The organism is Propionivibrio limicola, from assembly GCF_009469695.1.
GTDB classification, from domain to species: domain Bacteria; phylum Pseudomonadota; class Gammaproteobacteria; order Burkholderiales; family Rhodocyclaceae; genus Propionivibrio; species Propionivibrio limicola.
The window spans coordinates 168,993-183,399 of the sequence record NZ_SSSR01000002.1; the positions used below are offsets into that span (position 1 = coordinate 168,993).

15 protein-coding genes are annotated in these 14,407 nt (G+C 57.1%); 12 read left to right on the forward strand and 3 right to left on the reverse strand.

The genetic code is table 11. The annotated features are described in order from the left end of the window. The first annotated feature begins 17 nt into the window (after window positions 1–17). From GH659_RS02745 to motD, 11 genes are all read left to right on the forward strand, one after another. Window positions 18–962 carry a chemotaxis protein gene (locus tag GH659_RS02745; RefSeq protein ID WP_153109217.1) on the forward strand — a complete coding sequence of 315 codons (945 nt, stop codon included), beginning with the start codon at window positions 18–20 and terminating at the stop codon, window positions 960–962. Window positions 963–983: 21 nt separating this feature from the next. Next, window positions 984–1,373 (forward strand): chemotaxis response regulator CheY, encoded by a 390-nt coding sequence (gene cheY, locus GH659_RS02750; protein ID WP_153109218.1) that lies wholly within the window; start codon window positions 984–986, stop codon window positions 1,371–1,373. A 1-nt stretch (window position 1,374) separates the two neighbouring features. Next, complete coding sequence (cheZ, locus tag GH659_RS02755; RefSeq protein WP_153109219.1) at window positions 1,375–2,259, forward strand: protein phosphatase CheZ; 885 nt, start codon at window positions 1,375–1,377, stop codon at window positions 2,257–2,259. A gap of 10 nt (window positions 2,260–2,269) precedes the next feature. Further along, on the forward strand, window positions 2,270–4,237 hold the full coding sequence (locus GH659_RS02760) for a chemotaxis protein CheA (protein WP_211364081.1): 1,968 nt from the start codon (window positions 2,270–2,272) through the stop codon (window positions 4,235–4,237). Between the two features lie 168 nt (window positions 4,238–4,405). Then, on the forward strand, window positions 4,406–5,545 hold the full coding sequence (gene flhB, locus GH659_RS02765; protein WP_153109220.1) for a flagellar biosynthesis protein FlhB: 1,140 nt from the start codon (window positions 4,406–4,408) through the stop codon (window positions 5,543–5,545). Then, on the forward strand, window positions 5,538–7,625 hold the full coding sequence (gene flhA / locus GH659_RS02770; protein ID WP_170285804.1) for a flagellar biosynthesis protein FlhA: 2,088 nt from the start codon (window positions 5,538–5,540) through the stop codon (window positions 7,623–7,625). The genes flhB and flhA overlap by 8 nt, the downstream gene beginning before the upstream one ends. Then, window positions 7,622–8,956 (forward strand): flagellar biosynthesis GTPase FlhF, encoded by a 1,335-nt coding sequence (gene flhF, locus GH659_RS02775; protein ID WP_153109221.1) that lies wholly within the window; start codon window positions 7,622–7,624, stop codon window positions 8,954–8,956. Before flhA ends, flhF begins: the two co-directional genes overlap by 4 nt. Continuing rightward, the gene (locus GH659_RS02780) at window positions 8,949–9,842 is read left to right on the forward strand and encodes a MinD/ParA family ATP-binding protein (RefSeq protein WP_153109222.1); all 894 of its coding nucleotides are present in this window, start codon (window positions 8,949–8,951) and stop codon (window positions 9,840–9,842) included. Before flhF ends, GH659_RS02780 begins: the two co-directional genes overlap by 8 nt. Before the next feature lie 15 nt (window positions 9,843–9,857). Then, a complete protein-coding gene (locus GH659_RS02785; protein ID WP_153109223.1) occupies window positions 9,858–10,604 on the forward strand; it encodes an RNA polymerase sigma factor FliA in 747 nt (248 codons plus the stop codon). Beyond that, entirely contained in the window at window positions 10,597–11,337 is a 741-nt protein-coding gene (locus GH659_RS02790; RefSeq protein ID WP_153109446.1) for a flagellar motor protein, read from the forward strand. The genes GH659_RS02785 and GH659_RS02790 overlap by 8 nt, the downstream gene beginning before the upstream one ends. Before the next feature lie 12 nt (window positions 11,338–11,349). Then, window positions 11,350–12,129: a flagellar motor protein MotD gene (gene motD / locus GH659_RS02795; protein WP_153109224.1), complete on the forward strand. Its 780-nt coding sequence runs from the start codon at window positions 11,350–11,352 to the stop codon at window positions 12,127–12,129. A 24-nt stretch (window positions 12,130–12,153) separates the two neighbouring features. Here the strand turns inward: motD and GH659_RS02800 are convergent, their stop codons facing one another. The 3 genes from GH659_RS02800 to flgA form a co-directional block, all read right to left on the reverse strand. Continuing rightward, window positions 12,154–12,621, reverse strand: coding sequence for a flagella synthesis protein FlgN (locus GH659_RS02800; RefSeq protein ID WP_170285805.1), 468 nt, complete (start codon window positions 12,619–12,621; stop codon window positions 12,154–12,156). 57 nt (window positions 12,622–12,678) lie between these two features. Next, window positions 12,679–12,963, reverse strand: coding sequence for a flagellar biosynthesis anti-sigma factor FlgM (gene flgM / locus GH659_RS02805; RefSeq protein ID WP_153109226.1), 285 nt, complete (start codon window positions 12,961–12,963; stop codon window positions 12,679–12,681). 94 nt (window positions 12,964–13,057) lie between these two features. Continuing rightward, window positions 13,058–13,975 carry a flagellar basal body P-ring formation chaperone FlgA gene (gene flgA, locus GH659_RS02810; RefSeq protein ID WP_246167666.1) on the reverse strand — a complete coding sequence of 306 codons (918 nt, stop codon included), beginning with the start codon at window positions 13,973–13,975 and terminating at the stop codon, window positions 13,058–13,060. A 26-nt stretch (window positions 13,976–14,001) separates the two neighbouring features. Between flgA and flgB the strand changes: the two genes are divergently transcribed. After that, window positions 14,002–14,406 carry a flagellar basal body rod protein FlgB gene (gene flgB / locus GH659_RS02815; RefSeq protein WP_153109227.1) on the forward strand — a complete coding sequence of 135 codons (405 nt, stop codon included), beginning with the start codon at window positions 14,002–14,004 and terminating at the stop codon, window positions 14,404–14,406. Window position 14,407 lies beyond the last annotated feature (1 nt).

The window sequence follows — 14,407 nt, forward strand, 5'->3', positions numbered from 1 at the left end:
CGGTGTGGAGCAAGACGATGGCAACGAATTTGGTGGAAAACAACAGTCTGCTCGATAGCGTTGATGCACGAACGCGTCTTGCCGGGTCCAATAAAATGGAGATACTCCTTTTTTCGCTGGGGACCCGAGAAACCTTCGGAATCAACGTGTTCAAAGTGCGTGAGGTTGGTAAGGCTCCGCACATCACCAAGACACCGAATATGCCCCATGGTGTTGAGGGACTGGTGTCGCTGCGCGGGAATGTCATTCCCGTTCTCTCCCTCGTCAGCTTTCTTGACTTACAGGATCCGCCCAAGGAGCCAGGCAAAACGATGATGGTGGCTGAGTACTCCAAACGCACGTTGGGGTTTCTTGTGCATGAGGTGGACCGCATTATCCGGGTTGATTGGGAAAAGGTCCGGGCGCCTGAGAGTGTGCTTTCCTCGAATCAAGGCCTGATTACGGCAATTACGGAGTTGGACAACGGCACGCTGGTTTCGCTGCTCGACGTCGAACAGATACTTGCCAATGCGTTTGGCGAGGCGATCATTGTCGATATTCCTCCGGCTCAGGTGGCAGAGGATACAGGCGTCTTTTTCGTCGATGATTCGGTTGTGGCTCGTCGGAAAATTGCCGAAGTCTTCGACAAACTCGGCGTCAAGCATAAACATGCGACGAACGGTGTCGAGGCTTTGGGCCGCCTTCAAGGGCTTGCAGCACATGCCAAGCAAACGAATTCCCCGCTGCGTAATGACATACGGCTCATTCTTGTGGATGCCGAAATGCCCGAAATGGATGGCTACGTGCTGACCAAGCACATCAAGTCCGACTCCCGTTTCGATGGAATTCCCGTCGTGATGCACTCGTCGCTATCATCCGAGGCCAACCGGGCGATGGGGCAGGCTGTGGGCGTGGACGCCTATGTTGCGAAATTTGATGCTGAAGGTCTGGCTGAGACACTCCGCCCGATGCTTGAGCGATAAGAAGAAATCAGGAGTGATTGAATGGCTGATCCGAAGTTGAGAATTCTGGTGGTTGACGATTTTTCGACGATGCGCCGCATCGTCCGGAATCTCCTCAAGGAACTTGGTTTCACGAATGTTGATGAGGCCGAGGACGGAGCGATTGCCTTGCAAAAGCTGCAGGCTGGCGGCTTCGAGTTTGTCGTAACGGACTGGAATATGCCGAATATGGACGGATTGCAGCTGTTGCAAACGATCCGTTCTACTCCTGCGCTTGCTCATCTGCCTGTGCTGATGATTACGGCAGAAGCCAAGAAGGAAAATATCATCGCCGCCGCGCAAGCTGGAGCAAGTGGCTATATCGTCAAGCCTTTTACTGCGGCGACGTTGTCCGAAAAGCTTCAGAAGATTTTCGACAAGATGGGTGGCTGAGATGAGTGACATTAATTCATCTGGTGACTCAAGCGAGCTCGAAGCGCTATTTGAAAGCATTGCGGCCGGTGCCGGGTTTCATCCTGTTCAGCCGGCGCCAGTAAAGTCGTCGCTCATGCAACAGGCGCGAGAGAGTGATGCCCTTGTTGAGGATTCGCAGGAGTTGCAGAGCCTGTTCGATTCCATCGTCGGTGAAATAGACAGCCGATCGACAGGGACGGGGGGGGACTCGTTTGGCAGCGGGGGCGGTGCGTCGGAGTTGGCCGAGGATTGGCCCGTCCAGGAAAAGGTCTTCCAGCAGGTTGGACAAATGGCGAGGCAGTTGCATGACACCCTCTCCGCACTGGGTTACGACAAGCTGATTGAGAAGACGGTCAGCGCTATCCCCGATGCCAGGGATCGGTTGGCGTATATCTCGAATCTCACCGAGCAGGCGGCGTGCAAGGTGTTGAATGCGACAGATGTTGCCAATCCCCTGCAGGATCAGATTGAGCAAGATGCAGCCCTGTTGGGTGGAAAGTGGGATGCCCTTTTCGCCAATCGTATGAGCGTCGATGAATTCAAGTTGCTGGCAGTCGAGACGCGTGAATTCCTCAAATATTCCGTGCCGCAGCGGACTACGGAAACCAAGACGCAACTGATGGAAATCATGATGGCGCAGGATTTTCAGGATTTGACAGGGCAGGTGATCAAGAAGGTAGTCTCGCTGGCGCATGATCTTGAGTCGCAACTCATGAATATCCTTATTCAAACGATGCCCGGTGAACGGCGCACAGAATCTGTCAATTCCCTGCTTAACGGACCTGTTATTAACGCCGATGGGCGTTCGGATGTCGTTGTAAGTCAGCAGCAGGTCGATGATTTGCTCGATAGTCTGGGATTCTAGGAGTTTCAACATGAGTGATTTTTCCGGAATGGAGGATCTCCTGCAGGATTTCCTGCAAGAGGCAAACGACCTTCTCTCAGATGTCGATAACAAGCTTGTTGACTTGGAAAAAGACCCTGGCGACCACCGTCTGCTCAATGATATTTTTCGGGGGTTTCACACCATCAAGGGGGGCGCGGGGTTCTTGAATGCGGCCGAGCTTGTCACGCTTTGCCATCTGACCGAGAACCTCTTCGACAGGTTGAGAAACAGCGAGATGTGCCTGACGCCCGAGTTGATGGATACGATCATGGCGGCGACGCAAGGAGTTCGCGTGATGTTCAGCGAACTTGGGCAGGCCGTGCAGCCCCGTCCGGCCCCTCATGAGGTCATTTCGGCGTTAAATGCGGCGCTCAACGGGGAAGGCGGTGCTGATGACTTGGACGTGGGGGCTGAATTCGTTCAGGCGCCTGTCGCCGGGGGGGGGGCGGAAGATTGCGCTTCCGGTCCTTCTTCGTCACCGACGGAATCGTCAGAGCCTGACTGGCGGGCTTTGCATGCCGCTGTGGCGGGCCTTGAGGCAGAACAGGTGGTTTCTCGCCCGAATGCCGTGGTGGAAAAAGACGAGGCGGGAGGTAAAGACATCGCTGTTCAGGCTCCCGTGGTGGTGGCTCCGCATTTCCCTCCCGAAGGGCGGCGGGCGAGTGACAAGCCCGGTGCGGTGGCAACAGGTGCCACTTCCGGGCGGCGGACGGAAGATAAAGCGGCGGCCGGTCGTGAATCGACGATTCGCGTTGATACGGCTCGTCTCGATCAGGTCCTGAATTTGTCAGGCGAGATTGGTCTGACCAAGAATCGCCTGACAAGCCTTCGCGCCGACATTTTGGCTGGGCGCAATGATGCGGACACGCTGCATGCCCTTGATCAGGCGGTAAGTCAGTTGGATCTTCTGGTTTCGGATCTGCAAAATTCGGTGATGAAGACCCGCATGCAGCCGATTGGACGGCTGTTCCAGAAATATCCTCGGATTGCGCGCGATTTGGCCCGGCAGTTGGGCAAGGATGTCGAGCTTGCCCTCGTCGGTGAAGAAACCGAAGTCGATAAGACGATGATCGAGGATCTCGCCGATCCTCTGGTGCACCTCATCCGGAATGCGGTTGATCATGGTGTCGAATCGCCGGAGGAGCGTATTGCCGCAGGTAAGCCGCCAAAGAGCATCGTTCGTCTTGAGGCTCGTCAGGAGGGGGATCACATCCTCCTGATCATTGCCGACGATGGGCGTGGCATGAGTCCGGAAAGAATTCGCGCCAAGGCCGTTGAGAAAGGGCTGATCAAGGAAGAAGAAGCCAATACGCTCGACGATCGTCAGAGTCTGAATCTGATTTTCCTGCCCGGTTTTTCGACGATGACGCAGGCGTCGCCGGTGTCCGGGCGCGGTGTCGGGATGGATGTCGTTAAAACGAACATCCAGAAACTCAGCGGGTCGGTGGATATTCGCTCCGAGCCGGGCAAAGGGTCCGTTTTCATTATTTCTCTGCCGCTGACTTTGGCGATTTTGCCCGTGCTGCTCGTGTTGCTCGGGGATCAGCCGTTTGCTCTTCCGCTCTCGATGGTGCGTGAAATTCTCCCGATCGAAAAAGGCAAGATGCAGGAGGTGGCAGGCAAGGAAACGCTCGTTGTGCGCGGCGAAGTCCTGCCGGTTGTCGCGCTATCGCGTTTGCTCGGCTGGCCGCAGTTGCAGACGCCGGAGTACGGCGTTTTGATGCAGACGGCCGAGCGCAGCTTCATTCTCTCTGTCGACAGCTTCGCCGGGCGCGATGATGCGGTGATTAAGTCGCTCGACGATTTCCGTCCGCGAGGAGTTGCCGGGGTGACGACACTGTCCAATGGGCAAATTGTCCTGATTCTGGATATGAAGGAGTTGCTGACGGATTTGAATGCCCATATCGATAAGGAGTTGGGGCTCCGCCACGCCAAGGCTTTCGAGTTGTCCGTCTGATCTGCTTTTTTCATTGTTACGTGTGCAGGGGGCTTTGGCCCCCTGTTTTTTTTGCACTTTCTTTGGGGGTACTAATGCGCTTCTAAGAGTTTGTGTAAATAAAACGCCATACTGCTTTCTTTTTTAAAGATATTTTATATAATTCGCCGAGATTAACCGGAAGCGGATATGGCTGAAGACAGCGATCTCGAAAAAACGGAACCTGCGTCATCGAGGCGCCTCCAGCAGGCGCGCGAAGAGGGGCAGGTGCCGAGGTCGCGCGAGATCGGCGCTTTCCTGATCTTGTTCGTCTCCGCAATGGCATTTTGGCTGATGGGGGCTTGGATGATCGAACGTGTGTCTGCCGTTCTCAGGCGTGGCCTGTCGTTCGAGGAGGCACAGCTTCGTGATCCTCACTTCATTCTGATTCGTCTTGCCGATATTTCGTTTGATACGTTGATTTCGTTTGCGCCGTTCCTGGCGGCGCTTGTGGTCGCCGCCCTGATATCCCCTTTTTTCCTGGGAAGCTGGAATTTCACATTGAAAGCGCTGACTCCGGATATCGCGCGCATGAACCCGATGAGTGGCCTGTCACGTATGGTTTCCTGGAGTGGCTTGGCGGAGCTCTTCAAGGCTGTGGCGAAGTCGTTGCTGGTCGGTGGTGTTGCCGTCTGGGTTCTGTGGAGCGAGCGGAACGATATCGTGGCTCTTTCCAGTCAGACCATTGATGCTGGCCTGTATTCGGCGGGACATTTGATCAACTTCAGTTTTCTAATGATTGTCCTCGCAATGCTGGTCATCGTGGCGACCGACGTGCCGTTCCAGCTATGGCAATTCCACAACAAGCTAAAAATGACCAAGGAAGAAGTCAGGCAGGAAAGCAAGGAAATGGAAGGGAATCCCGAAGTCAAAGGTCGTATCCGGAGGCTTCAGCGGGAGGCAGCGCGTCGTCGGATGATGGCCGCCGTGCCGACGGCGGACGTGATCGTGACCAACCCTACCCATTTTGCGGTTGCCTTGGCGTACAAGAGCGGAATGCCGGCGCCGAAGGTCCTGGCCAAAGGGATGGGAAATGTCGCCCTGAAAATCCGGGAGATTGGTGCCGCACATGGCGTCCCGATGCTCGAAGCGGCGCCATTGGCCCGGGCATTGCACCGTTATGTGGATATCGATCAGGAGATTCCGTCTTCGCTTTACGCGGCAGTGGCAGAAGTCCTTGCCTATGTCTATCAACTCGCGAATTGGCGCAAGGTAGGGGGGCAGTATCCGATACCCCCGCGGGAAATCAGCATTCCCGATGACATGAAGGTGGAGGTGGCGTATGGCTAGCGCGAGCATGCAGCTTAAGTCGTTGTTCGGCCGGATGGGGGGGCTGCAGCAGTTGGCAGGTCCGATCCTGATCCTGCTGATCCTCTCGATGATGGTGTTGCCACTTCCGCCGTTTCTGCTGGATCTCTTTTTTACGTTCAATATCGCAATCTCGATCATTGTCATGCTGGTCGCCATCAATGTGACGAAGCCGTTGGATTTTTCTGTTTTTCCGACTGTGCTGCTGGTGACGACATTGCTGCGTCTGTCGCTTAACGTTGCCTCGACCCGTGTTGTTTTGCTCGAAGGGCATACGGGTCCGGGGGCGGCAGGGCAGGTGATTGAGGCGTTTGGGCACTTTCTGGTTGGAGGCAATTACGCTGTCGGTATCGTTGTCTTCACTATTCTGGTGATCATCAATTTTGCGGTAGTCACCAAAGGCGCCGGCCGCGTGGCGGAAGTGGCGGCCCGTTTTACGCTGGATGCCATGCCCGGTAAGCAAATGGCTATCGACGCCGATCTGAATGCGGGGCTTATCGGGGAGGATGAGGCCCGGAAGAGACGGGGGATTATTGCCGAAGAGGCCGACTTTTTTGGCTCCATGGACGGTGCCTCGAAATTCGTGCGGGGCGATGCCGTCGCCGGCATTTTGATCATGTTCCTCAACGTGGTGGGCGGGCTATTTGTCGGCATGTTGCAGCATGGTCTGGATATCGGCACGGCGGCGAAAACATACACGCTGTTGACCATCGGCGACGGGTTGGTCGCGCAGATTCCTGCGCTGATCATTTCGATTGCGGCTGGCATGGTGGTGACGCGCGTCGGCGATAACCAGAATCTTTCGCAGCAGTTCATCGTGCAGATGTTCAACAATTCGCGCCTGCTTGGCTTGTCGGCTGCGATTGTGGGAATGCTCGGCCTGATTCCGGGAATGCCGAATTTTGTTTTTCTCGTGCTGGCGGGCGCGCTCGGTGCTCTGGCTTGGGAATTGGAGCGGCGGCAGAAGGTGGTCAAGCCCGTGCCGGTAACTGTTGCACCGGCTGCGGTGCAGGAAGCCGTGGAGGCAACGTGGGCCGATGTCGCGCCTGTCGATGTACTCGGGCTGGAAGTCGGTTATCGTTTGATTCCGCTTGTCGACAAGGCGCAGGACGGCGAATTGTTACGGCGAATTCGTGGTATCCGGAAGAAATTCGCGCAGGAGGTGGGGTTCCTCGTTTCGCCTGTACATATCCGGGACAACCTTGAGCTCAAACCGAATGCCTACAGGATTCTTCTGAAGGGCGTCGAAATCGGTCGCGGAGAAGCGTTTCCCGGCAACCTGCTTGCGATCAACCCCGGTCGCGTCGCTGGTCAGCTCCCTGGTACGGCGACGAAGGATCCCGCCTTCGGCTTGCCGGCCATCTGGATCGATTCCGGGTTGCGCGAGCAGGCGCAGGCGTTTGGCTACACCGTCGTTGATGCCAGTACGGTCACGGCAACGCACCTGAACCATTTGATATTGACGCATTCGGCCGAATTGCTGGGGCGTCAGGAAGCACAAGCGTTGCTCGATCATCTCGCCAAGGAGATGCCAAAGCTTGTCGAAGACCTGGTGCCGAAAGTCGTGCAACTCGGCGTGTTGCAGAAGATTCTCCAGAACTTGCTCGAAGAAGGCGTCCACATTCGCGATATGCGGACCATCATTGAAACCATTGCCGAGACGGCGCCCCGTTCGCAGGACGCCGAAGTGTTGACGTCGCAAGTGCGTATGGCGCTCGGCCGGTCGATTGTGCAGCAACTGTATCCGGCCGGAAATGAAATGCAGGTCATGTCGCTGGATCCGCAGCTCGAGCGCGTCCTTCTGCAGGCGATTGCCGGTGGTGGCGAAAACGCCAGCATCGAACCGGGGCTGGCCGATACATTGCTGCGCGAAACCGCTACTGCTGTTCAGCGCCAGGAAGAAATAGGGATGCCGCCAGTCTTGTTGGTGTCGGGAAATCTGCGCTCCCTGCTTTCCCGTTTCCTGCGGCGGGGAATCTCTCAACTAAAAGTGCTGGCCCATAGCGAAGTGCCAGAAAACAAAATAATTAAAGTCACCTCGATAATTGGGGGTAGAACATGAATGTCAGAAAATTCATAGCGGCCACGGCACGGGATGCCTTGCGCAAGGTTAAGGAACTTCTTGGCCCAGACGCCATCATCCTGTCCAACCGTGCCATCCCCGGCGGGGTTGAGATCATGGCGGTGGCCGCCAGTGATATGGAAATGATTGTGCCGACACGTCCGGAAAACAAGCGTACGAACGAGACGCGCGAGCCGGGCGATTACTCCGTTAGATTGTCTTCAGCCCCGGCGCCTGATGCGTCCCGTGCACCGCAGTTTGCGCCGCCACCGTTGAAGCCGGTGGCCTCTGCCGTGCCGCCGCTATCGCCGCGTCCTGCACCGCAAATTGAGCGTGTGACGACTCCACCGTCCCAGCAACGGCCGCCGGCGGAGGTCGTGTCGTCCGAGGTGATGGAGGAAATTCGCGCCTTGCGCAAAATGGTCGAACAGCATATTGCGGGAGCGACGTGGGGCGAGTCAGCCCGGATGGAGCCGGTCAAGACTGAAATACTCCGCCAGATGCTTGATGCCGGTTTTTCGCCAAGCCTGTCGAGAGAGCTGCTCGCGCAACTGCCGCGGGAACTCGACCGGGCGCGTGCCCTGGCATGGGTCAAGGCGCGTGCGGATCGCTCGTTGCAGACCCTTGGTTCGGAAGCCGACATTATCGATCGCGGCGGCATTTATGCGCTTGTCGGACCGACCGGGGTAGGCAAGACGACAACAACCGCAAAGCTGGCGGCTCGCTGCGTTTTGCGTCACGGCGCAGGAAAGGTCGCGCTGATTACAACAGACGGCTACCGGATCGGCGCCTTCGAACAGCTGCGCATTTATGGCCGGATTCTCGGCGTGTCGGTGCATCTTGCCAAGGATGCTCTGGAGCTAAAGCAGACCTTGCTTGATCTCCAGCACAAGCACATGGTGCTGATCGATACGATGGGAATGAGCCAGCGTGACCGTCAGGTCGAAGAGCAGGTGGCGATGTTCGATAGTAGCAATGCCAAGCGGGTCCTGCTTCTTTCCGCGACGGGGCGCGGCGATACGCTCGACGACGTGGTTCGTGCGTACGGCGGGCAGGATCTGGCGGGATGCATCCTGAGCAAGGTCGACGAGGCGGCAAGCCTGGCAACCGCGCTTGATGTCATCATTCGCAACAACCTGCGCTTGCACTATGTTTCGAATGGTCAGCGTGTTCCCGAGGATTTGCATCTGCCGAACCGTGCCTATCTCCTGCATCGCGCCTTCAAGGATGTGCCGGAAGCTTCGGCGCATCGTCTCGAAGGCACGGAGCCAGGCCTGATGATGGCAAGTGCCGGCGTCGGTGTGGCCGCCGCCGGGGGCTATCGTGGCTGAGTTTGAGCATCGCCGGGGAGATCAGGCGGCCGGGTTGCGCCGTCTTTTTTGCCGCGAACAGACAAGAGTCATAACCGTTGCTTCCGGGTGTGAGAAGTCTGGAAAGACCGTGTTTGTTGCGAACCTGGCGACGTTGTTGGCGCGACAGGGAAAACAAGTTCTGGTGCTGGATGAGAATACAAAGGGCAACGTTAGCGCCAGCTTTGGGGCTGTTGCCTGTTACGACTTGCTCGACGTCATTAATCGGGAGCGCTCCGTTTCGGACGTCTTGTTGAGCGTGGCGCCCGGCGTGCGTGTTTTGCCGGCCGCCCAAGCGGTACGGAAACTTGGCAAGTTTGGCTTCCGGCAACAGGAAGCGTTGCACGAATGCTTTCGGGGCATTGATCGTCCCGTCGATGTTATTCTGGTCGACGCCTCCGATGAGCACCCCCTTGGTTTTTCGCCGCTTGGGCTGGCGTCGCACGATACGATTGTCGTTGTTCCCGCGACGAGTGCCGCTATCACTGAATGCTATGCGTTGATCAAGAAGGTTGCTCTCGCGTATGCACACAAGCGCTTCCGGATTCTGGTGAATAAGGTTCGCACTCCCAGAGAGGCAAAGTCCATCTATGAGACGATCGCCCGTGTTGCACGTACGCGCGGTGTGGCGACGCTCGACTATGCCGGATTTATGCCGCAAGATCCACGTTTGGTGCAGGCCGCCAAGCTGTGTCAGCCGGTCAGCGCCCTTTTTCCGGAAAGTCCGTCGGCGAAGGCATTTCAGCAGATCGGCGCCGATCTGCTCGAGTGGCCGTGCCCGGAAAACAATTTGGGGGGGGTCGAGCAGTTCGTGCAGCAACTGTTACACTTGAGCCAACATATTGACCCTGTTGCTATTTACGCCTGACCTTTCCATTTGTCTATGTATAACGCTGCTGGTCAAATTAACAAAGATCAGCTGGTGCAGAGCTATGCTCCGCTTGTAAAGCGGGTCGCGTACCATCTGATGGCCCGATTGCCCGCCAGTGTTCAGGTTGAGGATTTGGTCCAGAACGGCATGATTGGCCTTCTGGACGCTATTGGCCGCTTTGAAGTTGGCATGGGGGCGCAGTTCGAGACCTATGCGGCGCAAAGGATACGTGGCGCCATGCTGGACGGCCTGAGGGAAAACGACTGGCTGCCCCGCAGTCTGCGGCGCGATTTCCGCCGGATCGAAGAGGCGATCGCACAGCTGGAGCAGTCTTATGGGCGGTCACCCAGCGAGAAAGAGCTGGCGGACGCGATGGGCATGTCGCTGGCCGATTACCAAAAAACCCTGCAGGAAGCGCGCGGGCACCAGTTGATTTCGTTTGAGGACCTTGTCGAGGAGGGGGATGACGACTATCTTGAACGGCATTTCGCCGATGAATCGAACGAGCCGTCAAAGCTCCTTGAGGATGACAATCTGCGCCGTTCATTGATTCAGGGGATCGAATCACTGCCCGAACGGGAGAAGCTGATGATGGCGCTCTACTACGAACAAGATCTGAATCTGCGGGAAATCGGCGAGGTGATGGGGGTGACGGAATCGCGGGTCTGCCAGTTGCATAGTCAGGCCGTCGCCAGGTTGCGTGCGAAAATCTTCGGCGGCGCATCGTCCGGAAAGAAGAGAGCGGCAAAGAATGGATAAGATCAGTGTGCTGGGGCTGCTCATCGGGGTTGTCGCCATTGTCGGCGGGCAGATGCTCGAGGGGGGACATGTTGCCTCGTTGGCACAGCCAACGGCGTTGCTGATCGTTTTTGGCGGCACAATGGGGGCCGTCATGTTGCAGAGTCCCTATGCCACCTTCGTCCGCGGGATAAAAATGGTCCGCTGGGTGTGGTTGCCACCGGCCGTCGATTACGTCCAGGTAATCAAGCAGATAACGGCCTGGAGCCAGGTTTCCCGGCGAGAAGGGTTGCTTTCGCTGGAGAATGCGATGAGTCAGTTGAAAGATGATTTTTCACGCAAGGGCCTGCAGTTGCTGGTCGATGGTGCGGAACCCGAAAGATTGCGCGAGGTGATGGAGGTCGCGATCGATACCTACGAGAAAGAATTGAAACTCTCGGCGCGCATATGGGAGGCGGCCGGCGGGTATTCGCCGACGATCGGTATTCTCGGCGCCGTGCTCGGCCTGATCCACGTGATGGAAAATTTATCCGATCCTTCGCGCCTGGGGGCGGGGATTGCCGTCGCTTTTGTGGCGACGATCTATGGCGTGGGATTGGCCAACCTCGTTTTTCTTCCCATGTCCAATAAACTCAAGGCGCACATCAACAGGCTGGTGGTTCAGCGCGAGATGATCGTCGATGGTCTGGTGGGGATTGCCAACGGGGATAATCCTCGAATCATTGAGAGCCGGCTAAAAGGCTATATTTTTTAAGCACATAAGTCTATGGCGCGCCGGAAGATTCACGACGATGAGCATGAAAATCACGAGCGTTGGCTCGTCTCGTATGCCGATTTCATCACCTTGCTCTTTGCGTTTTTTGTGGTGATGTACGCACTCTCAAGCGTTAATGAAGGGAAATATCGTGTGTTGAGCGACTCCCTGATGTCGGCGTTTAGGAGTACTCAAACCGGAAGTGCTGCGGTTGTTCCCCCTCTCGTGACAGTTCCCAACCAGCCGCTGCAAAAGCCGGGGGGTTCAGCCAAAAGCGAGGGGGCGGCAAAGCAGAAGCAGCGCGATACGATGCGCAACGTGGCGAAGGATATCCTGGCCGTGATGGCGCCGCTGATCGAACAGGGCAAGGTCAGGGTTCTGGAGACAAGTCGCGGCGTTACGATCGAAATCAACGACAGCATTCTGTTCGCCCCGGGGCAGGCTCAACTTCATCCGGCCGTGGTCAAGGCCATGCGGGCGGTAGCGGATGTGCTCGTTCCGACGGATTTCCCCATCACGATCGAAGGACACACCGACAATATCCCGATCAGTACGCCACAATTCCCGTCCAACTGGGAACTCTCCGCCGTACGCGCGACAACCGTTCTCCGCCTGTTTTCCGATGCCGGAGTGGATCAAACGCGACTGACAGCGATTGGTTATGCAGATACTCGGCCAGTGGAGCCAAATTTCCTTGCGGATGGGCGGGCAAGGAACCGGCGCGTTTCGATTCTGATTGATTCCGCCTCGCCTGAAAAAGGGCAGGACGTCGGAGTCGACGGGCGAAAATAGCCTCCCGGGCCGGAGTAAGCGTTGTTATACGGAGTCGTTGATGCGCCGGCTGCCGCCAGTAGTGGACTGGCCGTCGGGGCCATAAAGGTCGAGCGCGTCTTCTCTGCGTAGCAGGACGCCCAGCGCCTTGTTTGTGTATTGCAGGCGCATCTGAATGAGCTCGCCGTTCAGGCGGTTCAAGTCTCGGGCTTTGGCAACGGCTTCCAGGATTTCTGACCAGATGGCGGCGACGGCGGTTTCGCCCGGATGGGTGGCGCACCAGCTATCGATGCCGGGACGATCGATCCCCAATCCGCACGCTACGAGGTGTTGGTTTCGCCGGCTGGTCAGCGCATTGATGCCTTCGATCAATACGTCCTTTTTTTCTGCCAGGCCGGGCAGGGAGTTCGTGTCCCCTGTGCTCAGTGCTTGCTGCTCACGACGGAGCAGGTCGGAGAACTGGCGAACGGCCTCAAGCTCGGCGGAAAGCGCCTGCTGTAGCGTGTCGGCCATGGAATTGTTGCCTGTTTTACGTGCTTCAATTGGCATTGCGGCTTGGGGCGATGGTCATCAGGCTTTGCGCTGAGAATCCACCAGTTCCTTGGCGTCAGCGATCAGGCGGTCAGCGATCGCGCCCGCGTTGATGCTGAAGCGGCCCTCGGTGATGGCGGCTTTGATTTCAGAGACGCGGGCCGCGTCGAAAGCCGGCTCGTCATCTGTTGCGCGGAGCTGCGTGGACAGGCTGCTCAACTGAACTTCATCGCTGGCGGACGGCGATGCTTTTGTGGCGGCCTGATTTCGCGTCTCTTTGACAAGAGTCGTCCCGCTTGTCTTGGCCAAATTGTCGATTTTCATGGCAGAGCCTCGAATGAAATTTTCTTGTTCGTTATATCGGCTTGTTTGCCAGTAACTTTAGCATTTTCCGCAGGTTCGATCGCGGCAAAAGAAATCAGTAAGAAACTTCGACGGTGCCGCCGTCACGCGCAATGCCGCTCAGCACTTGGCCGGATGGCGTCCTTACCTGAACGACCTGTCCGTCGCTCGCGTTGTTCAGCGCTTTGCCTTCGCTGCTGACGCTGAATCCGTCGCCCTTGAAAATGGTCCGAACGGTCTGTCCCTGCTGCACAGCGGGTGGAGAAATCAACTGATCGCTGCGAATGGGTTGGCCTGCCGCAAAGCCCAGCCGGACGGTTTTGCCAATCGCCTGGGTTTGGTCGGTCAGAAGGGTGGCGGGCAGCGTCGTTAGATCGCCGTTGCGCAGGGTGAGATCACCGGCGCCGATGACTTGGCCCGAAGCCATCGGGCGCGAGGAGGCGAGATAGTTGCCGGTGACGGAAACGTGCACCTGAACGTAAATGGTCCAGTTGGAAGGACCGAGGCAGCGTACGCCGACCGTCGACTTGCCCCACAGCCTGCTATTGCCCGGCAGGAAGGGCTCGAATGCGTGGCATGGACCAAGATTTGTACGCGCGTCGAGCGGCGTGACCTTGTAATTGACTTTGCCCGGCAAACCGCGGGTTTGCGCCTCCAGAAAGTGATCGAGAGCGCTGTGGAGCGAACTTGCCGTGTCTTGCGCGGGGGCAGCGGCAGGCAGCAGCAAGAAGAGCCAGAAAAAACTGATGAACCTCTGGCGGAGCCAACTGGGAAGAAGCGGGTGCATGGCCATATTGTGCCCGATCATCAGGCGGTCGCGAAACTCTTCATGCGGTCGCGCGCCTGTTGCCGGTGGTTTGCCGGTAAGCGGCCGGTATTTTCCTCCGTTGTTTACGTGCTCGGCAATAATTGCCGGCGATAGGCCTGTGGCAGTTGTTTGTTCTTCGGGCAGAAGGCCTCTCTGTGCATGGCATGGGATTTGCACACTGCCCATCAAAGCAAGACATTCAGGGAAAAATCATGACCAGTAAACTCGACAATGCCTTTTCATTTCAGCAGCAGGCGCTGGCCCTGCGTGCTTACCGGCAGCAAGTGCTGGCCGGAAATATCGCTAATGCCGATACGCCGAATTACAAGGCCCGCGATTTCGATTTTTCTTCCGCTTTGCAGTCGGCCGTCGCTGGTCGTGGAGACGGGGCTCTTTCCATGGCAAGGACTTCTTCCGGGCATATAGCGGGCGGCGGCAGTGGTGCGGCTGCCAGTTTGATGTACCGCGTACCGGTACAGGGCAGTGTTGATGGCAATACGGTCGAGATGGATGTGGAGCGAGCCGAGTTTGCCGAGAATGCCCTGCAGTATCAGGCCGGGCTGACGTTCATTTCCGGCCGTATCAAGACCATGCGGGCGGCCATTCAAGGGCAATAAT